23 protein-coding genes and 1 tRNA gene are annotated in these 21,305 nt (G+C 59.0%); 2 read left to right on the top strand and 22 right to left on the bottom strand.

The annotated features are described in order from the left end of the window. Positions 1 to 38: 38 nt before the first annotated feature. From hisS to trmJ, 16 genes are all read right to left on the bottom strand, one after another. A complete protein-coding gene (gene hisS / locus P406_RS15620; protein WP_003409119.1) occupies positions 39 to 1,328 on the bottom strand; it encodes a histidine--tRNA ligase in 1,290 nt (429 codons plus the stop codon). A gap of 22 nt (positions 1,329 to 1,350) precedes the next feature. After that, on the bottom strand, positions 1,351 to 2,460 hold the full coding sequence (gene ispG / locus P406_RS15615) for a flavodoxin-dependent (E)-4-hydroxy-3-methylbut-2-enyl-diphosphate synthase (protein ID WP_003339743.1): 1,110 nt from the start codon (positions 2,458 to 2,460) through the stop codon (positions 1,351 to 1,353). A gap of 3 nt (positions 2,461 to 2,463) precedes the next feature. Further along, entirely contained in the window at positions 2,464 to 3,468 is a 1,005-nt protein-coding gene (locus P406_RS15610; RefSeq protein ID WP_003339745.1) for a RodZ domain-containing protein, read from the bottom strand. Continuing rightward, positions 3,468 to 4,226 carry a type IV pilus biogenesis/stability protein PilW gene (pilW, locus tag P406_RS15605; protein ID WP_003409116.1) on the bottom strand — a complete coding sequence of 253 codons (759 nt, stop codon included), beginning with the start codon at positions 4,224 to 4,226 and terminating at the stop codon, positions 3,468 to 3,470. The genes P406_RS15610 and pilW overlap by 1 nt, the downstream gene beginning before the upstream one ends. Positions 4,227 to 4,252: 26 nt before the next feature. After that, complete coding sequence (gene rlmN / locus P406_RS15600) at positions 4,253 to 5,401, bottom strand: dual-specificity RNA methyltransferase RlmN (protein WP_003314177.1); 1,149 nt, start codon at positions 5,399 to 5,401, stop codon at positions 4,253 to 4,255. Positions 5,402 to 5,434: 33 nt separating this feature from the next. Then, positions 5,435 to 5,860 carry a nucleoside-diphosphate kinase gene (gene ndk, locus P406_RS15595; protein WP_002552482.1) on the bottom strand — a complete coding sequence of 142 codons (426 nt, stop codon included), beginning with the start codon at positions 5,858 to 5,860 and terminating at the stop codon, positions 5,435 to 5,437. A gap of 96 nt (positions 5,861 to 5,956) precedes the next feature. Beyond that, positions 5,957 to 6,157, bottom strand: a complete 201-nt coding sequence (gene iscX / locus P406_RS15590) for a Fe-S cluster assembly protein IscX (RefSeq protein WP_003415412.1) — start codon at positions 6,155 to 6,157, stop codon at positions 5,957 to 5,959. Positions 6,158 to 6,171: 14 nt separating this feature from the next. After that, a complete protein-coding gene (gene fdx / locus P406_RS15585) occupies positions 6,172 to 6,513 on the bottom strand; it encodes an ISC system 2Fe-2S type ferredoxin (protein WP_003409114.1) in 342 nt (113 codons plus the stop codon). A gap of 3 nt (positions 6,514 to 6,516) precedes the next feature. After that, the gene (hscA, locus tag P406_RS15580) at positions 6,517 to 8,379 is read right to left on the bottom strand and encodes a Fe-S protein assembly chaperone HscA (RefSeq protein ID WP_046236765.1); all 1,863 of its coding nucleotides are present in this window, start codon (positions 8,377 to 8,379) and stop codon (positions 6,517 to 6,519) included. Positions 8,380 to 8,423: 44 nt separating this feature from the next. After that, complete coding sequence (gene hscB, locus P406_RS15575; protein ID WP_003339753.1) at positions 8,424 to 8,945, bottom strand: co-chaperone HscB; 522 nt, start codon at positions 8,943 to 8,945, stop codon at positions 8,424 to 8,426. 10 nt (positions 8,946 to 8,955) lie between these two features. After that, positions 8,956 to 9,279 carry an iron-sulfur cluster assembly protein IscA gene (iscA, locus tag P406_RS15570; RefSeq protein WP_003314173.1) on the bottom strand — a complete coding sequence of 108 codons (324 nt, stop codon included), beginning with the start codon at positions 9,277 to 9,279 and terminating at the stop codon, positions 8,956 to 8,958. Between the two features lie 71 nt (positions 9,280 to 9,350). Next, entirely contained in the window at positions 9,351 to 9,737 is a 387-nt protein-coding gene (gene iscU / locus P406_RS15565; RefSeq protein ID WP_002552476.1) for a Fe-S cluster assembly scaffold IscU, read from the bottom strand. Between the two features lie 81 nt (positions 9,738 to 9,818). Continuing rightward, the gene (locus P406_RS15560) at positions 9,819 to 11,033 is read right to left on the bottom strand and encodes an IscS subfamily cysteine desulfurase (RefSeq protein ID WP_003409112.1); all 1,215 of its coding nucleotides are present in this window, start codon (positions 11,031 to 11,033) and stop codon (positions 9,819 to 9,821) included. A 44-nt stretch (positions 11,034 to 11,077) separates the two neighbouring features. Next, positions 11,078 to 11,569, bottom strand: coding sequence for a Fe-S cluster assembly transcriptional regulator IscR (gene iscR / locus P406_RS15555; RefSeq protein ID WP_002552474.1), 492 nt, complete (start codon positions 11,567 to 11,569; stop codon positions 11,078 to 11,080). Between the two features lie 159 nt (positions 11,570 to 11,728). Continuing rightward, positions 11,729 to 12,505 (bottom strand): serine O-acetyltransferase, encoded by a 777-nt coding sequence (gene cysE / locus P406_RS15550; protein WP_003365098.1) that lies wholly within the window; start codon positions 12,503 to 12,505, stop codon positions 11,729 to 11,731. Beyond that, positions 12,505 to 13,269, bottom strand: coding sequence for a tRNA (cytosine(32)/uridine(32)-2'-O)-methyltransferase TrmJ (gene trmJ, locus P406_RS15545; RefSeq protein ID WP_046236677.1), 765 nt, complete (start codon positions 13,267 to 13,269; stop codon positions 12,505 to 12,507). Before trmJ ends, cysE begins: the two co-directional genes overlap by 1 nt. A gap of 215 nt (positions 13,270 to 13,484) precedes the next feature. Between trmJ and suhB the strand changes: the two genes are divergently transcribed. Beyond that, positions 13,485 to 14,300 carry a type III secretion system regulator SuhB gene (gene suhB, locus P406_RS15540; RefSeq protein WP_003314166.1) on the top strand — a complete coding sequence of 272 codons (816 nt, stop codon included), beginning with the start codon at positions 13,485 to 13,487 and terminating at the stop codon, positions 14,298 to 14,300. A 66-nt stretch (positions 14,301 to 14,366) separates the two neighbouring features. Here suhB and P406_RS15535 read toward each other — a convergent pair whose 3' ends face one another. The 6 genes from P406_RS15535 to queA all read right to left on the bottom strand — a co-directional run bounded on the left by P406_RS15535 (position 14,367) and on the right by queA (position 20,451). Next, positions 14,367 to 14,906 carry a glycine zipper 2TM domain-containing protein gene (locus P406_RS15535; RefSeq protein WP_002552471.1) on the bottom strand — a complete coding sequence of 180 codons (540 nt, stop codon included), beginning with the start codon at positions 14,904 to 14,906 and terminating at the stop codon, positions 14,367 to 14,369. A 108-nt stretch (positions 14,907 to 15,014) separates the two neighbouring features. Continuing rightward, on the bottom strand, positions 15,015 to 15,926 hold the full coding sequence (secF, locus tag P406_RS15530; protein WP_003314165.1) for a protein translocase subunit SecF: 912 nt from the start codon (positions 15,924 to 15,926) through the stop codon (positions 15,015 to 15,017). 9 nt (positions 15,927 to 15,935) lie between these two features. Continuing rightward, a complete protein-coding gene (gene secD, locus P406_RS15525) occupies positions 15,936 to 17,804 on the bottom strand; it encodes a protein translocase subunit SecD (RefSeq protein ID WP_003409102.1) in 1,869 nt (622 codons plus the stop codon). A gap of 63 nt (positions 17,805 to 17,867) precedes the next feature. Then, entirely contained in the window at positions 17,868 to 18,203 is a 336-nt protein-coding gene (gene yajC, locus P406_RS15520; protein WP_002552468.1) for a preprotein translocase subunit YajC, read from the bottom strand. A 53-nt stretch (positions 18,204 to 18,256) separates the two neighbouring features. Further along, complete coding sequence (gene tgt / locus P406_RS15515) at positions 18,257 to 19,372, bottom strand: tRNA guanosine(34) transglycosylase Tgt (RefSeq protein ID WP_162234455.1); 1,116 nt, start codon at positions 19,370 to 19,372, stop codon at positions 18,257 to 18,259. Between the two features lie 14 nt (positions 19,373 to 19,386). After that, positions 19,387 to 20,451, bottom strand: a complete 1,065-nt coding sequence (gene queA, locus P406_RS15510; RefSeq protein WP_046236676.1) for a tRNA preQ1(34) S-adenosylmethionine ribosyltransferase-isomerase QueA — start codon at positions 20,449 to 20,451, stop codon at positions 19,387 to 19,389. A gap of 117 nt (positions 20,452 to 20,568) precedes the next feature. Between queA and P406_RS15505 the strand changes: the two genes are divergently transcribed. Next, positions 20,569 to 20,653 (top strand) — tRNA-Leu (locus tag P406_RS15505). Positions 20,654 to 21,305 lie beyond the last annotated feature (652 nt).

The following is a 21,305-nucleotide window of genomic DNA, read 5'->3' as shown; positions in this document are numbered from 1 at the left end:
CCAATACTCCTATTCGCTAAACGGCTGTTAAATCAGCTTCAACCCTGCACGACGCAGGAGGCCAGGTGCTCTGACAGAGCATCCCAGGCAATATTTTGTTGTTCACCCTGGCCACGCAGGGGTTTGACGCCAATGACCTTCGCCGCCAGCTCTTCTTCGCCGAGGATCAGCGCGTACAGCGCACCGCTCTTGTCGGCTTTCTTGAACTGGCTCTTGAAGCTGCCGGCACCGGCGTTGACCTGCAAGCGCAGGGTCGGCAACTGATCACGGACCTTTTCGGTCAGTGCCAGCGCAGCCAGCTCGGCCGCTTCGCCGAATGCGCACAGGTAGACATCGACCTGACGGGCAATTTCTTCCGGCACCTGCTCAAGGGTTTCGAGCAGCAGAACCAGTCGCTCGATGCCCATCGCGAAACCGACGCCCGCAGTAGGCTTGCCGCCCATCTGCTCGACCAGACCGTCGTAACGACCGCCCGCACAGACCGTACCCTGGGCACCGAGCTGATCGGTGACCCATTCGAAAACGGTCTTGCTGTAGTAATCCAGGCCACGCACCAGCTTGGGATTGATCACATAAGGAATGCCGGCGGCGTCCAGACGGGCCTTCAGGCCTTCGAAGTGAACGCGGGATTCGTCATCCAGGTAGTCCGCCAGCTTCGGCGCATCGACCAGCACAGCCTGGGTTTCAGGATGCTTGGTGTCCAGCACGCGCAGCGGGTTGGTTTTCAGGCGGCGCTGGCTGTCTTCGTCCAGTTGGTCGAGACGTGCCGAGAGGTATTCGACCAGCGCCTCACGATAACGCGCACGCGCCTCGCTGGTGCCCAGGCTGTTCAGCTCGAGCTTGACGGCGTTGCGAATGCCCAGCAGGCCCCACAGGCGCCAGGTCATGACGATCAGTTCGGCGTCGATATCCGGACCGTCGAGGTTGAAAACCTCGACACCGATCTGGTGAAACTGACGATAACGGCCTTTCTGTGGACGCTCGTGACGGAACATCGGACCGATGTACCACAGTTTCTGAACCTGGCCGCCGCCAGTGATGCCGTGCTCGAGGACCGCACGCACGCACGCGGCAGTGCCTTCAGGGCGCAGGGTCAGAGAGTCGCCGTTACGGTCGGCGAAGGTGTACATCTCTTTCTCGACGATATCGGTCACTTCACCGATGGAGCGCTTGAATAGCTCGGTGAATTCGACGATAGGCATACGAATCTGCCGGTAACCGTAGTTATCCAGCAGACGGGCAACAGTGCCTTCGAAGTGACGCCACAGCGGCGTCTGCTCGGGCAGGATGTCGTTCATGCCACGAATGGCTTGTAGAGACTTACTCACAGAAAATCCTTAGCAATCCGGGTTAGCCGCGCACGATGACCGAGGCGTCGGCTTCGGCTTTTTCAGCCGCTTTCTCGCGAATCAAGCGTTCCAGCTCATTCACGAGATTGTCATTGGTCAGTTTCTGCGCGGGTTTGCCGTCGATGTAGATCAGGTTCGGCGTGCCACCGGTCAGTCCGATATGCGCCTCTTTGGCTTCGCCCGGACCATTGACCACACAACCGATAACCGCGACATCAAGCGGAACCAGCAAATCCTCGAGTCGACCTTCCAGCTCGTTCATGGTCTTGACCACATCGAAGTTCTGCCGCGAGCAGCTCGGGCAGGCGATGAAGTTGATTCCACGCGAACGAAGGCGCAATGATTTGAGAATGTCGTACCCGACCTTCACTTCCTCGACCGGGTCAGCCGCCAGCGAGATGCGGATAGTATCGCCAATTCCTTCGGCAAGCAGCATACCGAGACCGACAGCCGATTTCACCGTACCCGAACGCAAGCCACCGGCTTCGGTGATGCCCAGGTGCAGCGGCTGAACGATCTCTTTGGCCAGCAGCCGATAGGCAGCGACCGCCATGAACACATCGGAAGCCTTGACGCTGACCTTGAAGTCCTGAAAGTTCAGGCGTTCCAGGTGCTCGACATGGCGCAGCGCAGACTCTACCAGGGCCTCTGGCGTAGGCTCGCCGTACTTCTTCTGCAGATCTTTTTCCAGCGAACCGGCATTGACGCCGATGCGGATAGGGATGCCGCGATCACGCGCAGCATCGACCACCGCTCGCACACGGTCTTCACGACCGATGTTGCCCGGGTTGATGCGCAGACAGTCGACGCCCAGCTCCGCCACACGCAAGGCGATGCGGTGATCGAAGTGAATGTCGGCGACCAGCGGCACCTTGACCAGTTGCTTGATGCGGCCGAATGCTTCGGCAGCGTCCATGTCCGGCACCGAAACACGCACGATGTCGACACCTGCCGCTTCGAGACGATTGATCTGTGCCACGGTAGCGGCGACATCGTTGGTATCACTGTTGGTCATGCTCTGCACCGCGATCGGCGCATCACCGCCGACCGGTACGGAACCGACCCATATTTTCCGGGATTCGCGACGCTTGATTGGAGATTCGCCGTGCATGACTTATTGCCCTAGCTTCAGGCGAGCAGTTTCGCCGCTGGTAAAAGGTGCTACATCCACAGGCTGACCGTTGTAGCTGACCTGCGCACCGCGCGCGTAACCCAGACGCAGGGTCAACGGCGGCTTGCCGTTGACATCCAGGCTCTCGCCCTTGCGCTTGAGGCCGCTGACCAGCACCTTGCCGTTCCCGTCAGTGACCTGGGTCCAGCAGTCGGCAACGAACTGTACGGTCACCTGACCGGCACCCGCCACGACAGGCGCTGGCTGCTCGGCAGGTGCAGTCGGCATCGACGGCACGTTCGGCGCAGCAACGGGGGCTTGAGGCGCGCTCGCCGGTGGCGTAGCGGCAGCAGGTGTCTGTGGTTGTGCGGTTGCGTGACCTGTGACGCTGGAAGCCGGGGCCGCAGGCGCAGCAGCTGGCGCCTCACTGGCAGGCGCACCGGTATTCAACGGCAAGGAAGTTTGTCCGGAGGCAGGCGTTTCAGCCACAGCAGGCTCTTCCGGCTCGTCGAGCGGGTGAATCTGCGTGGTGCCGTCAGCGCTTTCGACTTCGACGTGCTCCATGTTCAGCCCGGACTGATCCTTGCCGCGCAAGGTCGCCTGATCCTGCCACCAGAAGAAACCGCCGCCGACCAGGATCACCAGCAACAGCAGGCTGACGATACGCAGAATGTTGTGCGACAGCCTGACCGGCTCTTCGATACGGCCCAGCGCATGAACCGAACTGCCCTTACCGTCAGTGCCGGTGAACTGGTCGAACTGTTCGACCAGCGCCGCCTGATCAAGCTCAAGCAGTTTGGCGTAGGCACGCACGTAGCCCCGGGCAAACGTATGCCCAGGCAGCTTTTCAAACTGGCCGTTCTCCAGATTGGTCAGGGAGGTCACGGTGAGATTGAGTCTCAAGGCCACATCTGGCAGCGACCAGCTCCTGCTCTCGCGGGCCTGGCGCAGGGTTTCTCCAGGATTCACGCGATTGGTTGCTACAACTTCGGGATGCGCCGCTTTCATCATTGCTCCGACAGGTATTGCTGATATTCCGGCGTACCGGGATAGAGTCTTTTCAACAGCAGGCCAAAGCTGGCCGCCTTGTTACGATCATCATATATCTTCGCCAGCCGTGTACCGAGCAATAGACTACGTGCATTTTGCTCGCTGAGTTGGCTAAAACGGTCGTAATAGTCACGCGCCGGCACATATTGCTTGTCTTCGTAGGACAGCTGAGCCATTTCCAGCAAGGATAACGGCAACTGACGGTCCAGGCGCAATGCCTTGGTAAAATGCTCGCGAGCCTGCTCGCGGTTGCCCAGTTTCAGCGAGGTCATGCCCAGGCTTTCAAAAACCCGTGACCGCTCAGGATACAGGTTGTCGGCAGCCGCCTGTTCAAAACGCTCGTAGGCTTCCTTGTAACGCTTTTGTTCGAACAGAAAACTGCCGTAATTGTTGACGATACGTGTTTCGTTATTGCTGGCGGCCAACGCCTTGCGAAAGTACTGCTCTGCCAGCTCCGGCTCCATCTCTGTCTGGAACACCAGGGCCAGCGCGGCGTTGGCCTGCGCATCGGAACTGTCGAGTTCAAGCGCCTTTTTCAGCGGAACCTTGGCTCGCTCGGTCTGGCCCTGCTGAAAATAACCCAGCCCCAGTTGCACGTAAGCCTTGCGCGCTTCCTCGCGCCCCTGGGCCGTCGTCAGCGGGTTGACGTTGCCGGTGGACACGCACGCTGTCAGCAAAACGACAACACAGAGCAGCAGCGAGGCACGCACAGGCATGGAGTCTCTCTCGATCAGGTTCGCAGTCAGGTTCGAGTCACCGCGACAGGGGCCGCATCGGCCTCGGCGCTCAACTCACGCACGGCTATATAGCGTTCGCTACGACGTGTGCGGTCCATCACCTGCCCGACCAATTGGCCGCATGCAGCATCGATGTCTTCACCACGCGTGGTGCGCACAGTGACGTTATAACCTGCCTGATGCAACAGGTCCTGAAAACGACGGATTGCGTTATTGCTGGGACGCTCGTAACCGGAGTGCGGAAACGGGTTGAACGGGATCAGGTTGATCTTGCAAGGCGTGTCCTTGAGCAGTTCGATCATCTCGACCGCGTGCTCTACCTTGTCGTTGATGTCCTTGAGCATGGTGTACTCTATGGTGAGCACACGTTTTTCGCCCAGACTGGACATGTAGCGACGGCAGGACTCGAGAAGCACTTTCAACGGGTATTTCTTGTTGAGCGGCACCAGCTGGTTGCGCAGCGCATCGTTAGGTGCGTGCAGCGACAAGGCCAGGGATACGTCGATGTGCTTGGAAAGCTCATCGATCATCGGTACCACACCGGAAGTGGACAAGGTCACCCGGCGTTTGGAAATGCCATACCCCAGGTCATCCATCATCAGATGCATGGCGGCAATGACATTGTCGAAGTTCAGCAGCGGCTCACCCATGCCCATCATCACCACGTTGGTGATGGCACGGTCGACGGTCGCCGGGACGCTGCCAAAGGATTTGTTGGCAATCCACACCTGACCGATGACTTCGGCGGCGGTGAGGTTGCTGTTGAAGCCTTGCTTGCCCGTGGAGCAGAAACTGCAATCCAGAGCACAGCCCGCCTGGGACGAAACACACAAGGTGCCGCGCTTGCCCTGCGGAATATAGACGGTCTCGACACAGCTGCCGGACTCTACGCGCACCACCCACTTACGGGTGCCGTCGCTGGAGATGTCCTCGCTGACCACTTCAGGACCGCGAACTTCAGCACAGGCCTTGAGCTTTTCGCGCAGGGCCTTGCTGACGTTCGTCATTGCGTCGAAATCGTCGACGCCGAAGTGGTGAATCCACTTCATGACCTGACCGGCACGGAAGCGCTTCTCCCCGATAGAGTCGAAGAATTTCTCCATTTCCTGTTGAGTCAGCCCCAGCAGGTTGGTTTTACCAGTCGATGCAATCATGAATTCACCCTTCACTCGTCAGTCAAAAATGACTTAGCGAGCGGTTACTTCGGTAGCTGCGAAGAAGTACGAGATTTCGCGAGCGGCGGCTGCTTCGGAATCGGAGCCGTGAACAGCGTTGGCGTCGATGGAATCAGCGAAATCAGCACGGATGGTGCCGGCAGCTGCTTCTTTAGGGTTGGTAGCGCCCATCAGCTCACGGTTCAGAGCGATAGCGTTTTCACCTTCCAGAACCTGAACGACAACCGGACCGGAGATCATGAAAGCAACCAGGTCGCCGAAGAAACCGCGAGCGCTGTGCTCAGCGTAGAAACCTTCAGCTTCGGCCTTGGACAGTTGCTTCAGCTTGGAAGCGACAACGCGCAGACCGGCTTTTTCGAAACGAGTGGTGATCTCGCCGATTACGTTCTTGGCAACGGCGTCAGGCTTGATGATGGAGAAAGTACGTTGAACAGCCATGGTGAAACTCCAGAAGCAGTGATTGAAGCGAAAAATTAAACCCGCGAATTATACGCGGGTTCTGGTGTATTGCCTAACTGCGCGCGTTACTGAACGTCAATCCAGCTCTTCGATCCACAATGTCTGGATCGCTTCCAGGACCTTTTCCCCGCTACGGTCCGGATGGTCATCGAACTCAGGCAAGGCCATGACCAGACCACGTAACCTGGGGAAGCTCACGGTGAGCGGATTTACTTCCGGGTGGCTTTCAGCCAGCTGGATGGCGATTTCCTGCACATCAACCCATTTGAGACTCATGAGCAATCCTTGAATCAGTGCGGCGCTTCAGCGGCGTGGTTGAGCGAATACTTGGGTATTTCGACCGTGAGGTCTTCGTTGCCGACAATGGCCTGACAGGACAGACGCGACTGCGGCTCCAGCCCCCACGCCTTGTCGAGCATGTCTTCTTCAAGCTCATCGGCTTCATTCAGCGAATTGAACCCTTCGCGAATGACGCAATGGCAGGTGGTGCAGGCACACACGCCACCACAGGCGCTTTCAATCTCGATGTGGTGCTCGTGGGCAATCTCGAGAATAGACGTGCCGGGCTCCACTTCTACAACCAGCCCGTCCGGGCAATGCTCGGCGTGGGGCAGAAAAATCACCTGCGGCATCAGTTATTCCTCAATTTCATTCAAGTTGCGCCCGGCCAGTGCGGCTTTTACCGTCGAATCGAGGCGTCGGGCAGCAAATGCATCGGTCACCTGCGACAGACGCTTGGTCTGCTGCTCGATGGCATAACCATCGGTGCCTTGCATCAGTTCACGGAGTTCGTCCATCTGCAGGTTGATGACCAGGCGCTCTTCTTCGTCGAGAAGACGCTCGCCATCGGCATCCAGGGCACCCTGAACAGCTTCGAGCAGGCGCTCGGCATCAACCTGATGCTCACGCAGCACACGAGCGACCTTGTCGTCGCCGGCATACTCGAAGGAGTCCTTGAGCATGCGAGTGACCTCGTCATCGGTCAGCCCGTAGGACGGCTTGACCTGAATGCTCGACTCGATACCCGAGCCCATTTCACGCGCCGAAACGCTGAGCAGACCGTCTGCATCGACCTGGAAGGTGACACGAATCTTTGCCGCACCCGCGACCATCGGCGGGATGCCACGCAGTTCGAAGCGCGCCAGCGAACGACAGTCGCTGATCAATTCACGCTCGCCCTGCAGGACATGAATCTTCATGGCCGTCTGGCCATCCTTGTACGTGGTGAATTCCTGACCACGCGCCACAGGAATGGTGGTGTTGCGCGGAATGACTTTCTCCATCAGCCCACCCATGGTTTCCAGCCCCAGCGAGAGCGGAATCACATCGAGGAGCAGCAGTTCGCCACCGTCGCGCTTGTTGCCGGCCAGCGTATCGGCCTGGATCGCAGCCCCGATGGCCACCACCTGATCCGGGTCGATCTCGGTCAGCGGCTGACGACCGAACAGCTCGGCCACCGCTTCGCGCACGCGTGGAACACGGGTCGAACCGCCGACCATGACCACCGCCTCGACTTCTTCAAGCTCGATGCCGGTGTCACGCACTGCTCGGCGGCAGGCCTTGAGGCTGCGCGCAATCATAGGTTCGATCAGCGCATTGAGCGCCTCGCGCGTCAGCGTGCCGCGCCACTCACCGTAGGCGACCTCGACAGACTCGGCGTCAGTCAGCGCTTCCTTGGCCGAGCAGGCGGCCTGCAGCAGGCTGCGCTGCGCGGAAGGGTCAATATCGGCAGACAGACCGGCATCCGTGACAATCCAGTTGGCTATCGCATGATCGAAGTCATCGCCGCCCAGAGCGGTATCGCCGCCTGTGGCCAGTACCTCAAACACACCACCGGTCAGGCGCAGGATCGAGATATCGAAGGTCCCGCCGCCCAGGTCGTAGATGGCAACCACGCCTTCGGCCTTTTGATCCAGGCCGTAGGCGACCGCCGCAGCCGTAGGCTCATTGAGCAAACGCAGTACGTTCAGGCCCGCCAGTCTGGCCGCGTCCTTGGTCGCCTGACGCTGAGCGTCATCGAAGTAAGCCGGAACGGTGATCACCGCGCCTACCAGCTCGCCACCCAGAGAGGCTTCTGCGCGCTGACGCAGGACCTTGAGGATGTCGGCAGACACTTCGACCGGGCTTTTCGGCCCCTGTACGGTGTCGATGAACGGCATGTGCGACTCACCGCCAACAAACCGGTACGGCAGTTGCTCGCCCAGTTGCTTGACGTCGGTCAGACCACGACCCATGAGACGCTTGACCGAAAGAACGGTATTGAACGGATCCTGGGAGGCGGCGATCTTCGCTGACTGCCCTACTTCGACACGATCAGCGTGATAGCGCACGGCAGACGGCAGAATGACCTGCCCCTCTGCATCGGCCAGCGGTTCGGACAGGCCGCTGCGTACTGCAGCGACCAGAGAATTGGTAGTGCCCAGGTCGATACCCACAGCCAGACGACGCTGGTGCGGTTGAGGACTCAGGCCGGGTTCGGCGATCTGCAGTAAAGCCATGCTGTTCAGAATAATCACTGGCGCGCGGCAGAAGCCGCGCGGGGTTAATCGTCGAGGCGCTCTTCTAACTGGCGCACTTCGTGAGAGAGCTTGTCGAGAAACTGCATACGCCGCATCAGCTTTTCAGCGTGCTCGCGTTGTGCAGCATCATTCCAACAGGCTGCGAAGCTCTGGTTCAGTTCGTCCTGAGCGATCTTGAGCTGCCGCTTGAAGGTCGCAACGCCGGCCAGATCAGCCTCGTCCTGCAAGTCCTCGAGGTCTTCGCGCAATTGCATCTGCTGCAGAAGAAACTCGGGATCATGCACCGTGACTTCGAGCGGCACTTCGTTGCCGTTCATGGCCAGCAGATAACGCGCCCTTTTCGGCGGGCTTTTCAGGGTCTGATAGGCCTCGTTGAGACTGGCCGAGCGCTCCAGCGCCACACGCTGCTCACGCTCGGGAGCATCCGCAAAACGATCCGGATGCACGTTGCGCGCAAGCTCACGGTAGCGTGTGGCCAGCTGGTCAAGATCAAGCTGAAACTCCGGCTTGAGGTCGAACAGGGCGAAGTGACAGGGAGTACCCACAATAAAAGCCTCAGACGTTGAAGCTTTCGCCACAGCCGCACTCACCGCGCGAGTTGGGATTGTTGAACTTGAAGCCTTCGTTCAACCCTTCGCGCACGAAGTCGAGTTCGGTGCCATCCAGATAGACCAGACTCTTCGGGTCAATGATCACCTTGACGCCGTGCAGTTCAAACACGGTGTCTTCGCTGGCCGCCTCATCGACGAACTCGAGCACATAGGCAAGACCTGAACAGCCTGTGGTGCGAACACCCAGACGAACGCCGTCACCCTTGCCGCGCCCCTCGAGGGAACGTCGTACGTGGTTAGCGGCAGCTTCTGTCATGCTGATAGCCATCGGAACTCCTTAGCCTGTTGCATTAGCCTGTTGCAGTTAACTCTGTCGCAAGCTTCTGTAGAAAAGCCTGCTTACAGCAAACCTTTCTTCTGCTTGTAATCGCGAACGGCTGCCTTGATGGCGTCTTCAGCGAGTACCGAACAGTGAATCTTCACTGGCGGCAGTGCCAGCTCTTCAGCCAGCTGAGTGTTCTTGATGGTCTCTGCTTCATCCAGAGTCTTGCCTTTCATCCACTCGGTCGCCAGGGAGCTGGACGCAATGGCCGAACCGCAGCCGTAGGTCTTGAACTTGGCGTCTTCGATAACGCCCTGCTCGTTGACCTTGATCTGCAGGCGCATCACGTCGCCGCACGCAGGAGCGCCGACCATGCCGGTGCCCACATCAGGATCTTCCGCGTTCATCTTGCCGACGTTACGTGGATTTTCGTAGTGGTCGATGACCTTTTCGCTGTAAGCCATGATTCTATTCCTCTCACATCAGGGAGCCGCTCTGCAGGTCACGCGCAATTGCCAATGACCTGTCTTGGAGGCGACTTTAAATTAGTGCGCCGCCCACTCGATCTTGGAAATGTCGACGCCGTCTTTGAACATGTCCCACAGCGGCGACAGTGTGCGCAGCCGGGTAACAGCCTCGCAAACCTTCTGCGCGGCGTAATCGATTTCTTCTTCGGTGCTGAAGCGGCCGAAGGTGAAACGAATCGAGCTATGTGCCAGCTCATCGTTGCGACCCAGGGCACGCAGCACGTACGAAGGCTCAAGCGACGCCGAGGTACAGGCCGAACCGGACGATACCGCCAGGTCCTTGAGTGCCATGATCAGCGACTCGCCTTCGACGTAGTTGAAGCTCAGGTTCAGGTTGTGCGGTACGCGGGCAGTCAGGCTGCCGTTGACGTACAGCTCTTCCAGATTTTCGACCTGCTTGAAGAAACGATCGCTGAGTGCCTTGATGCGCACGTTTTCAGCAGCCATTTCTTCTTTGGCGATACGGAATGCTTCGCCCATGCCGACGATCTGGTGAGTCGCCAGGGTGCCGGAACGCATGCCGCGCTCGTGACCACCGCCGTGCATGGTCGCTTCAAGGCGAACACGTGGCTTGCGGCTGACGTAGAGTGCGCCAATGCCTTTAGGGCCGTAGGTCTTGTGTGCAGAGAACGACATCAGGTCAACCTTGAGGCTGGCCAGATCGATTTCAACCTTGCCGGTCGACTGCGCGCCATCGACGTGGAACAGCACACCACGCGAACGGGTCAGTTCACCGATCGCGGCGATATCGTTGATGGTGCCGATCTCGTTGTTCACATGCATGATCGAAACCAGAATGGTGTCGTCGCGCAGTGCCGCTTCAATCATCGAAGGCGTGATCAGACCGTCTTCACCTGGCTCGATGTAGGTCACTTCGAAACCTTCGCGTTCCAGCTGGCGAGTGGTGTCGAGGACAGCCTTGTGTTCAACCTTGGAGGTGATCAGGTGCTTGCCTTTGCTGGCGTAGAAATGCGCAACACCCTTGATAGCCAGGTTGTTGGATTCGGTAGCACCCGAGGTCCAGACGATTTCGCGCGGATCGGCGCTGACCAGGTCGGCGACCTGACGACGTGCATTCTCGACCGCTTCTTCGGCTTTCCAGCCAAAGACGTGGGAGCGCGAGGCCGGGTTACCGAAGTTTCCTTCGACGGTCAGGCAATCGATCATTTTCTGCGCGACACGCGGATCGACCGGGGTCGTCGCGGAGTAGTCGAGGTAAATTGGCAATTTCATTGAAGCTCTCCTATCAGGCAGGCGCACCGCTCATTCATCTGCGTTCATTCGACGGCGGACGTTTCGATCTTACCCAGTTGCGACATGTGGTTATGACCACGGCGCATATCCTGGCGCTGAGCGACTTCTTGTACCTCACGGCGAGTGACAAGATCCGCCAAGCTGATACCGCTTAGAAATTCGTGAATCTGCTGGCTCAGGTCGCACCACAGGTGGTGGGTCAGGCAGGTATCGCCTGCGTGGCAATCGCCCAGACCCTGACACCGCGTGGCATCAACCGATTCATTGACTGCATCGACAACCTGAGCAACCTGGATGCCTTTCATGTCGCGCGACAGCTGATAACCACCACCCGGACCACGAACACTGGAAACCAGATTGCCGCGACGCAGCTTGGCGAACAGCTGCTCGAGGTAGGACAGGGAAATACCCTGCCGCTCGGAGATGTCGGCCAGAGACACTGGCCCGTTCTGCGCATGTAACGCCAAGTCAAGCATGGCTGTTACAGCGTATCGGCCTTTAGTAGTCAGTCGCATGGCGTATACCGCAGAGGTTCGGAATGAGAGCGAGTATGCTATTCCCGAGTAAAAGAGTCAACTATTAGACCAAGCAAAACAGTCGGGATTAGCAAAAAGTGCGGGCTGCATCATAGCAAAGGTGCGGCGCAATGGCACGCACCCTGCCCGTCGTGAATGCTAGCCGACCTTGCCTTCCTGGCAGTCCTTGACGCAGTCGAAAACCTCGTCGCGCAACTCCGGCAGCTCCTTGGCGCGGTAGTCGCTGCCAAGCCTGCCGAGCGCATCGCACATGCCTTCAAGACGACCGTCGACAGCCTGCAGATGGTCAAGCAACTGGCCAATGGCGCGCGCGACCGGATCAGGCATATCTGCACTGACACCGTAGGCATCAAAGCCGAGCTTCTCGGCCATGGCTTTGCGCCTGGCCTCAACCTCGTCGTCCGACTTGACGATGATCCGCCCCGGGATGCCCACTGCGGTTGCGCCCGCAGGCACAGCCTTGGTGACCACTGCGTTGGAGCCGATCTTGGCGCCCGCCCCCACCGTGAATGGCCCGAGCACCTTGGCCCCCGCCCCGACCACTACACCGTCTTCCAGCGTCGGATGGCGCTTGCCGGCATTCCAGCTGGTGCCGCCCAGGGTCACGCCCTGATAGAGGGTGACGTCATTGCCGATCTCGGCGGTTTCACCGATCACGATGCCCATGCCGTGATCGATGAAAAAACGGCGACCTATACGCGCACCTGGATGGATCTCGATACCGGTCATCCAGCGGCCGAAGTTCGACACCACCCGCGCCGGCCACTTCCAGCCGTTGCGCCACAGAATATGGGCGAAGCGGTGCAGCCAGATGGCGTGCATCCCCGGATAGCAGGTCAGGACTTCAAAGGCGTTGCGCGCCGCAGGATCGCGGTGAAACACGCTTTGAATGTCTTCTCGCAGACGCTCGAACATTACTGATCCTTTCGCTTGTAGGGTTCACCACGTGCGGCTTTCTGGGTTTCGGTGAGCACACCGCGCAGGATACTCAGCTCGGATCGCTCGACTTCGCTACGCCCGTACAACCTGCGCAGCCGGGCCATCAGATGCCGTGGCTTTTCCGGATCAAGAAAGCCGATGGCCACAAGCGTGGTCTCAAGATGGGCGTAGAAACCTTCCATTTCGTCCATCGTCGCCAGCTCGGCATTGTGCGCCGACGCAGGCCTGGAAGCCTCGCCCTGCTCCGTGGCAGCCAGCCAGGCCACGCGCACCTCATAACTGAGCACCTGTACGGCAGCCGCCAGATTGAGCGAGCTGAACGCAGGGTCTGACGGGATGTGCACATGAAAGTGGCAGCGCTGCAGCTCTTCGTTGGTCAGCCCCGCATGTTCGCGACCGAACACCAGCGCCACTTCGGCACCCTCGCCGGCCTGCTCGATGACTTTTTCACCCGAGGCACGCGGGTCCAGCATAGGCCACGGCAGGCTTCGATCCCGCGCGCTGGTGCCCAGCACCAGACGGCAGCCGACCAGCGCTTCTTCAAGGGTCGCCACCACCTGCGCGCCCTCGAGAATGTCGGTAGCCCCGGACGCACGTGCATCGGCATCGGGCGAAGGGAAAATGCGCGGATCGACCAGCACCAGACGCGAAAGCCCCATGTTTTTCATGGCGCGAGCAGCCCCGCCGATATTTCCGGGATGGGTAGTGCCGACCAGGACAACACGAATGTTCTGCAACAAAGCGAACGCTCACTGATACGAATTAGGGGGGCAAATCTTACAGAAACGTCTCGGCTAACGCTATGAAGCTGTGAGGAGCGCAACCGCAGAAGCGACCGCGCCGGACGCAAAAAAACACACACGAACCCGACAACCGTAACAACGCAAGGCTGGAAATAATTCGATTCAGCCCATAGAATGCCCGGCTCTCTTTAACAACCTTAGGTGAATTATCCATGCAGCCCATGCTGAATATCGCGCTGCGCGCCGCCCGCAGCGCCAGCGAATTGATTTTCCGCTCCATCGAGCGCCTGGATACCATCAAGGTTGACGAAAAAGAAGCCAAAGACTACGTCACAGAGATCGACCGCGCTGCCGAGCAAAGCATCATCACCGCGCTGCGCAAGGCCTACCCGACTCACGGCATTCTCGGCGAAGAAAGCGGCCTGCACGAAGGCAGCGGCGAAGGCACCGACTACCTGTGGATCATCGACCCACTGGACGGCACCACCAACTTCGTTCGCGGCATCCCGCACTTTGCCGTCAGCATCGCCTGCAAATACCGCGGCCGCCTCGAGCACGCCGTGGTTCTTGACCCGGTCCGCCAGGAAGAATTCACCGCAAGCCGTGGTCGTGGCGCAGCCCTGAACGGTCGCCGTCTGCGCGTCAGCCAGCGCAAGAGCCTGGAAGGCGCCCTGCTCGGCACCGGCTTCCCGTTTCGTGACAACCAGATGGACAACATCGAGAACTACCTGGGCATGTTCCGCAGCCTGGTAGGCCAGACCGCCGGCATTCGCCGTGCAGGTGCTGCAAGCCTCGACCTGGCTTATGTCGCTGCCGGTCGCTTCGATGCATTCTGGGAGTCGGGCCTGTCCGAGTGGGACATGGCCGCAGGCGCCCTGCTGATTCAGGAAGCAGGCGGTCTGGTCAGCGATTTCACCGGTGGTCACGACTTCCTCGAGAAAGGCCACATCGTTGCCGGCAACACCAAGTGCTTCAAGGCGGTACTGACCGCGATCGCACCGCACCTGCCAGCTTCGCTCAAGCGTTAAGCTGCAGGCATAAAAAAACCGGCGCAAGCCGGTTTTTTTATGTCTTGTGAAGCCCAGCGGCTGGCGTTACTGCGCCTGACCCAATATCAGCTGACCGTTCTTGTCGACCGGAATCTGGCTACCCGGATCACGCTCCATACGAACCTGACCCACCTTCTCGTTCAACTTGTATTTGACGTTGTAGCCCACAACCTTGTCGCTCACATCGTTGACCGTCGTGCAGCGGTTCTGCGTAGTGGTGTAGGTATCACGCTCCTGCATGCCTTCCTGAACCTTGTTACCCGCATAACCACCACCTACCGCGCCCGCGACTGTAGCGATCTTCTTGCCGTTGCCGCCACCGATCTGGTTACCCAGCAAGCCACCGGCAACCGCGCCAATTACGCTACCGACGATCTGATGCTGGTCCTTGACCGGCGCCTGACGGGTAACGGTTACGTCCTTGCAAACTTCACGGGGGGTTTTGATCTGCTGATTGATCGGCTCTACCGCCAATACATCCGCATACTCAGGACCACCCTTGACCAAGCTATAGGTGGCAACGGCGCCGCCAGCAGTCACGACAGCAGCACCTAACACAGCACCAACAAGCATAGACTTGTTCACTTGAACCTCCTGACCAATCGAAACGCAGCATGGCTGCGCAATGCCTAGCCTTGGAGCATAAAAAAAGGCGCGAGTTCAGCACTCGCGCCTTTTTTATGATGGCCGGACCTACGGCAGGTCGTCAGCCTTCTCGACGACCACTGGAGGAATCAGATCCTCGGTGGTCAGGTTCAGCCAGATCAGCACCACGTTGGCGATGTAGATGGACGAGTAGGTACCCGCCAGTACACCGATGAACAACGCGATGGAGAAGCCTTCCAGGCTGTCGCCGCCAAACACCCACAATGCCACGATCGCCAACAGGGTTGAAACCGAGGTAGCAATGGTGCGCAGCAGTGTCTGCGTGGTGGAGATGTTGATGTTCTCGATCAGCGAAGCCTTGCGCAGCAGGCGGAAGTTTTCGCGTACCCGGTCGAAGACCACGATGGTGTCGTTCAGCGAGTAACCGATGATCGCCAGCACTGCCGCCAGCACCGTCAGGTCGAAGGTGATCTGGAAGAACGACAGGATACCCATCGTCACCACCACGTCGTGGATCAGCGAGATGATCGCCCCGACTGCGAATTTCCACTGGAAGCGGAATGCCAGGTAGATCAGAACACCGCCCAGCGCCATCAGCATGCCGAGGCCGCCCTGATCGCGCAGCTCTTCACCGACCTGCGGGCCGACGAACTCGACACGCTTGACCACTGCCGGGTTATCGGCACCAGCCTTGCGCAGCGCTTCGGCAACCTGAGTGCCCAGCTGCGGGTCTTCACCCGGCATGCGCACCAGCAAGTCAGTGGTGGCGCCAAAGCTTTGTACAACGGCTTCGTGATAGCCCGCCGAAACCAGCTCCTGACGGACCTTGCCGAGGTCGGCGGGACGTTCGTAGGTCAGCTCGATGAGCGTACCGCCGGTGAAGTCCAGACCAAAGTTGAGCCCTTTATGGAACCAGCTGAACAACGCCAGTGCGGTAAGGAGCATCGTGATGGCGAACGCAACATTGCGAACGCCCATGAAGTTGATGGTACGTAACATGGCAGCCCCTTAAATCCACAACTTCTTGAAGTCACGACCGCCGTAGATCAGGTTGACCATAGCGCGGGTCACCATGATGGCCGTGAACATCGAGGTAAAGATCCCGAGCGACATGGTCACCGCAAACCCTTTGACCGGGCCGGTGCCCATCGCAAAGAGAATGCCGCCGACCAGCAGCGTCGTCAGGTTGGCGTCGAGGATCGCCGTGTAGGCACGATCGAAACCTTCGTTGATAGCACGCTGAACCGTCATGCCGTTGGCGATCTCTTCACGAATCCGCGAGAAGATCAGCACGTTGGCGTCCACCGCCATACCCATGGTCAACACGATACCGGCGATACCCGGCAGGGTCAGTGTGGCCCCCAGCAAGGACATCAGTGCCAGCAGCATGACCATGTTCAGGGCCAGTGCCACGGTCGCGATAAGACCGAAGAAGCGGTAGATCGCCATGATGAACAGCGAGACGAACAGCATGCCCCACAGGGATGCGTCGATACCCTTGGTGATGTTGTCGGCACCCAGGCTAGGACCGATGGTGCGCTCTTCAGCGAAGTACATCGGTGCTGCCAGACCACCGGCACGCAACAGCAGCGCCAGCTCGGAAGATTCACCCTGACCGTTCAGACCGGTAATCCGGAACTGACTGCCCAGTGGCGACTGAATGGTCGCCAGGCTGATGATTTTCTTGTCTTCCTTGAAGGTCTGCACCGGCACGTCTTTCTCGACGCCGTTGACCATCTGTTTGGTGTAGGTGGTGGTCGGACGCTGTTCGATGAAGATCACCGCCATGCTGCGGCCCACATTGCTGCGGGTTGCACGGCTCATCAGTTCGCCACCGTGACCATCGAGGTTGATGTTCACCTGTGGACGGCCATGCTCGTCGAAGCTGGCCTTGGCGTCAGTCACCTGGTCACCGGTAATGATCAGACCACGCTCCACTGCCGCTGCCGGACGACCGCCTTCGCGGAATTCGAACATCTCGGTGGTGCCTTTCGAATCATCCGGGCCTGCACCCAGACGGAATTCGAGGTTGGCGGTCTTGCCCAGAATACGCTTGGCTTCGGCCGTGTCCTGCACACCCGGCAACTCGACCACGATGCGGTTGGCACCCTGGCGCTGAACCAGCGGCTCGGCAACACCCAGCTCGTTGACCCGGTTACGCACGGTAGTCAGGTTCTGCTTGATCGAGTATTCGCGAATCTCGGCCAGCTTGGCCGGCGTCAACGCCATGCGCAGCACCGGGATACCGTTCAGCTCGGCAGGCGTGATTTCGAAATCGGTAAAGGTCTTGCGTACCAAGGCACGCGCCTGCTCACGCTCTGCATCGTCGGTGAAGCCCAGCTGAATCACATTGCCCAGCTGCGGCAGGCTGCGATAACGCACCTTTTCTTTGCGCAACAGGGATTTGACTTCGCCTTCGTAGACTTTCAGACGTGCATCGATCGCCTTGTCCATGTCGACTTCCAGCAGGAAGTGCACACCGCCGGACAGGTCGAGACCAAGCTTCATCGGGCTTGCACCCAGGTTACGCAACCAGGTCGGCGTGGTACGCGCCAGGTTCAGTGCAACGACATAGTCGTCACCCAACGCCTTGCGCACGACATCCTTGGCTGGCAACTGGTCTTCCTGCTTGCTCAGACGCAACAAACCGCCCTTGCCATTCTCGGCCAGAGAAGAAGCCTTGACCGAGATGCCGGCATCGGCAAGCGCCTTGGCTGCACGATCCACGTCCGCCTGATTGACTTGCAGCGCAGTGCTTGCGCCGCTGATCTGGATGGCAGAATCATCAGGGTAGAGATTGGGTGCGGAATAAATAAAACCGACCACCAGCACCGCCAGGATCAGTACGTATTTCCACAGAGGGTATTTGTTCAGCATCACGCCGCCCGCTTAAAACGCGGGGCGCCTTGCGCGCCCCGTCGATGGGTAAAAAGTTGTTGCTCAGATCGCTTTCAGGGTGCCTTTAGGCAGAGTGGCCGCGATGGCGCCCTTCTGGATTTTCAGCTCAACGGTGTCAGACACTTCGATAACCACGAAGTCATCGGTCACTTTGTTGATCTTGCCCGCGATACCGCCACTGGTGACAACTTCGTCGCCTTTCTGCAGGTTGCCCAGCAGGTTTTTCTGCTCTTTGGCGCGCTTGGCCTGTGGACGCCAGATCATCAGGTAGAAGATGACCAGGAAGCCGACCAGGAAGATCCACTCGAAACCACTGCCCGCAGGACCGGCAGCCGGTGCAGCAGCATCCGCAAAAGCGGGAGAGATGAAAAAGCTCATTTGTCGCTCCAGTTACATAATTAGTATAAAAAGCAGGAAAAACTCGTTCTGTTTCAACCCAGAGGCGGCGTTGGGAGGCCGCGTTTGGCATAGAAGGCATCGACGAAGGCGGCCAATGTACCCTGTTGAATAGCCTCGCGCAAACCAGCCATAAGCAGCTGGTAGTGCCGCAAATTGTGGATTGTATTGAGCATGCTCCCCAGCATTTCCCCGCACTTGTCCAGGTGATGCAGATAAGCGCGCGAGAAGTTCTGGCAGGTGTAGCAATCGCAGGTCGGATCCAGCGGCGAATTGTCGTGGCGATGGAACGCGTTACGGATTTTCAATACACCGGTATCGGTGAACAGATGGCCGTTGCGGGCGTTGCGGGTCGGCATCACGCAGTCGAACATGTCGACGCCACGGCGCACACCTTCGACCAGATCTTCCGGCTTGCCTACACCCATCAGGTAACGAGGTTTGTCTGCCGGCATGAGGCCTGGCAGGTAGTCCAGCACCTTGATCATCTCATGCTTGGGTTCGCCCACCGACAGACCGCCGATCGCCAGACCGTCGAAACCGATTTCGTCCAGGCCTTCCAGCGAGCGCTTGCGCAGGTTCTCGTGCATGCCACCCTGAACGATGCCGAACAGCGCGGCGGTGTTTTCGCCGTGGGCGATCTTGGAACGCTTGGCCCAGCGCAGCGACAGCTCCATGGAGACACGCGCCACCTCTTCGTCGGCCGGGTACGGTGTGCATTCGTCGAAGATCATCACAACGTCCGAACCCAGATCACGCTGGACCTGCATGGACTCTTCCGGCCCCATGAACACCTTGGCACCATCAACCGGCGAGGCGAACGTCACGCCCTCCTCCTTGATCTTGCGCATGGCGCCCAGGCTGAACACCTGAAAGCCGCCGGAGTCGGTCAGAATCGGCCCCTTCCACTGCATGAAATCGTGCAGGTCGCCGTGGCCCTTGATGACTTCGGTACCCGGACGCAGCCACAGGTGAAACGTGTTGCCCAGAATCATCTGCGCGCCGGTCGCCTCGATATCACGGGGCAGCATGCCCTTGACCGTGCCATAGGTGCCCACCGGCATGAACGCCGGGGTTTCCACCACACCACGCGGGAAGGTCAGCCGACCACGACGGGCCTTGCCATCGGTGGCCAACAACTCGAAAGACATACGACAGGTGCGACTCATGCGTGATCCTCTGGTGCCGATTCCTGTGGGGCCGTCGGCGCGGGATTGCGGGTGATGAACATCGCATCACCGTAACTGAAGAAGCGGTAGCCGTGCTCGATGGCCGCCGCGTAGGCCGCCATCGTCTCGGGATAACCGGCGAACGCCGAAACCAGCATCAACAGCGTGGATTCAGGCAAATGGAAATTGGTCACCAGGGCATCGACGACGTGAAACGGCCGGCCTGGATAGATGAAGATGTCGGTATCGCCACTGAACGGCTTTAGTTCGCCATCACGCGCGGCACTCTCCAGCGAGCGCACGCTGGTGGTCCCGACGGCAATCACCCGCCCGCCCCGTGCACGGCACGCGGCGACGGCGTCGACCACGTCCTGGCCGACTTCCAGCCATTCGCTGTGCATGTGATGATCTTCGATCTGCTCGACGCGCACCGGCTGGAACGTCCCTGCGCCAACATGCAGGGTGACGAACGCGGTTTCCACGCCCTTGGCAGCAATCGCCTCGAGCAGCGGCTGATCGAAATGCAGGCCGGCAGTCGGCGCAGCCACCGCACCGGCACGCTGCGCGTAAACGGTCTGATAGCGCTCGCGATCCGCGCCTTCATCCGGACGGTCTATATAAGGAGGCAACGGCATATGGCCGACACGCTCCAGCAACGGCAGCACTTCTTCGGCAAAGCGCAGCTCGAACAGCGCATCGTGCCGCGCCACCATCTCGGCCTCGCCACCGCCATCGATCAGAATCGACGAGCCAGGCTTGGGCGACTTGCTCGAGCGCACATGCGCCAGCACACGATGGCTGTCCAGCACGCGCTCGACCAGAATCTCCAGCTTGCCGCCGGAGGCTTTCTGCCCGAACAGGCGTGCAGGAATGACCCGGGTATTGTTGAACACCATCAAGTCGCCCGGGCGCAAATGCTCGAGCAAATCGGTGAATTGACGATGTGCCAGCACGCCCGTCGGCCCTTCGAGGGTCAACAGACGACTGCTGCGACGCTCGGCCAGTGGATGGCGAGCAATCAGGGAATCGGGAAGTTCGAAGGTAAAGTCAGCGACGCGCATGATCGGGTTCGTTTAGCAGGGCCGGGAAGTTTATCCGGTTTGACGGCATTAGTAAAAAACCTGCGTAAATCCCTGTTGACCAACAGAAAACTCATCCTTATACTTCGCCGCCATTGAGCCCTGATGGCGGAATTGGTAGACGCGGCGGATTCAAAATCCGTTTTCGAAAGAAGTGGGAGTTCGATTCTCCCTCGGGGCACCACCAAATTGAAGAAAGACCTTGATTTTCAAGGTCTTTTTTTTCGTCTGGCGTAAAGTTGGCGTAATGGCATTGGAGAAAAGGATCATAACACCTTGCGGTCCACAGCTGATCCAGCCGGGTTGTGAAACTTTGGCTCGCCATGCACGACGCATTGCAGCGCCCACTCTTGATTGGTGGGAACGCTTCCCGCCATTAGGCTCCCTCTGCCAAGCGCGTGTTGACCCTTCATTGACGTACTTGACTTACTCGGGGTCGAACATACTTGCGCAAGTCCTGACACGTATCTTCTTGGGTACAGAATACTGGGAGGGAGCTTCTCGGCAGCCCGCTGCGATTAGGTGGCCACCGTTTTCTTGATACGCTCATTCGTATTAAGCTGCAGATATCCTGCTTGGGTGGGGCCGCCTCTGCCACCTCCAAATGTTGTCGTTACTTTGCGTCCCACAGAGTCCTGTATTGATCTTATCTTGAAGGCCTCGCAGTATTCCTGCACCATTTGTTTCCTGCTTATTTCACGGAAGGGACTCAAGGCATGCTGGACGCCAACGCAACTCATATTTCCCTCACGCTGGAGGACATATCTGTTGACCTTCAGGTACTTGCTTTCGTGGGGCGTGAAGCCCTCAATCAACCGTTCTGCTTCGACATCGAA

The sequence above is a fragment of the Pseudomonas syringae pv. coryli str. NCPPB 4273 genome, from assembly GCF_000972175.1.
Taxonomy (GTDB): Bacteria; Pseudomonadota; Gammaproteobacteria; order Pseudomonadales; family Pseudomonadaceae; genus Aquipseudomonas; species Aquipseudomonas syringae.
The sequence above is the reverse complement of the archived record's forward strand: the minus strand, read 5'-3'. Positions and strand labels throughout refer to the sequence as shown.

What these genes read in the sequence shown, in the direction of transcription:
- ispG (WP_003339743.1), bottom strand. Translation starts at nt 2,460, where the DNA reads ATGCACGGCGAATCTCCAATCAAGCGTCGCGAATCCCGGAAAATATGG.
- P406_RS15610 (WP_003339745.1), bottom strand. Translation starts at nt 3,468, where the DNA reads ATGAAAGCGGCGCATCCCGAAGTTGTAGCAACCAATCGCGTGAATCCT.
- pilW (WP_003409116.1), bottom strand. Translation starts at nt 4,226, where the DNA reads ATGCCTGTGCGTGCCTCGCTGCTGCTCTGTGTTGTCGTTTTGCTGACA.
- rlmN (WP_003314177.1), bottom strand. Translation starts at nt 5,401, where the DNA reads ATGATTGCATCGACTGGTAAAACCAACCTGCTGGGGCTGACTCAACAG.
- ndk (WP_002552482.1), bottom strand. Translation starts at nt 5,860, where the DNA reads ATGGCTGTTCAACGTACTTTCTCCATCATCAAGCCTGACGCCGTTGCC.
- iscX (WP_003415412.1), bottom strand. Translation starts at nt 6,157, where the DNA reads ATGAGTCTCAAATGGGTTGATGTGCAGGAAATCGCCATCCAGCTGGCT.
- fdx (WP_003409114.1), bottom strand. Translation starts at nt 6,513, where the DNA reads ATGCCGCAGGTGATTTTTCTGCCCCACGCCGAGCATTGCCCGGACGGG.
- hscA (WP_046236765.1), bottom strand. Translation starts at nt 8,379, where the DNA reads ATGGCTTTACTGCAGATCGCCGAACCCGGCCTGAGTCCTCAACCGCAC.
- iscA (WP_003314173.1), bottom strand. Translation starts at nt 9,279, where the DNA reads ATGGCTATCAGCATGACAGAAGCTGCCGCTAACCACGTACGACGTTCC.
- iscU (WP_002552476.1), bottom strand. Translation starts at nt 9,737, where the DNA reads ATGGCTTACAGCGAAAAGGTCATCGACCACTACGAAAATCCACGTAAC.
- P406_RS15560 (WP_003409112.1), bottom strand. Translation starts at nt 11,033, where the DNA reads ATGAAATTGCCAATTTACCTCGACTACTCCGCGACGACCCCGGTCGAT.
- iscR (WP_002552474.1), bottom strand. Translation starts at nt 11,569, where the DNA reads ATGCGACTGACTACTAAAGGCCGATACGCTGTAACAGCCATGCTTGAC.
- cysE (WP_003365098.1), bottom strand. Translation starts at nt 12,505, where the DNA reads ATGTTCGAGCGTCTGCGAGAAGACATTCAAAGCGTGTTTCACCGCGAT.
- suhB (WP_003314166.1), top strand. Translation starts at nt 13,485, where the DNA reads ATGCAGCCCATGCTGAATATCGCGCTGCGCGCCGCCCGCAGCGCCAGC.
- secF (WP_003314165.1), bottom strand. Translation starts at nt 15,926, where the DNA reads ATGTTACGTACCATCAACTTCATGGGCGTTCGCAATGTTGCGTTCGCC.
- secD (WP_003409102.1), bottom strand. Translation starts at nt 17,804, where the DNA reads ATGCTGAACAAATACCCTCTGTGGAAATACGTACTGATCCTGGCGGTG.
- yajC (WP_002552468.1), bottom strand. Translation starts at nt 18,203, where the DNA reads ATGAGCTTTTTCATCTCTCCCGCTTTTGCGGATGCTGCTGCACCGGCT.
- tgt (WP_162234455.1), bottom strand. Translation starts at nt 19,372, where the DNA reads ATGTCTTTCGAGTTGTTGGCCACCGATGGCAAGGCCCGTCGTGGTCGG.
- queA (WP_046236676.1), bottom strand. Translation starts at nt 20,451, where the DNA reads ATGCGCGTCGCTGACTTTACCTTCGAACTTCCCGATTCCCTGATTGCT.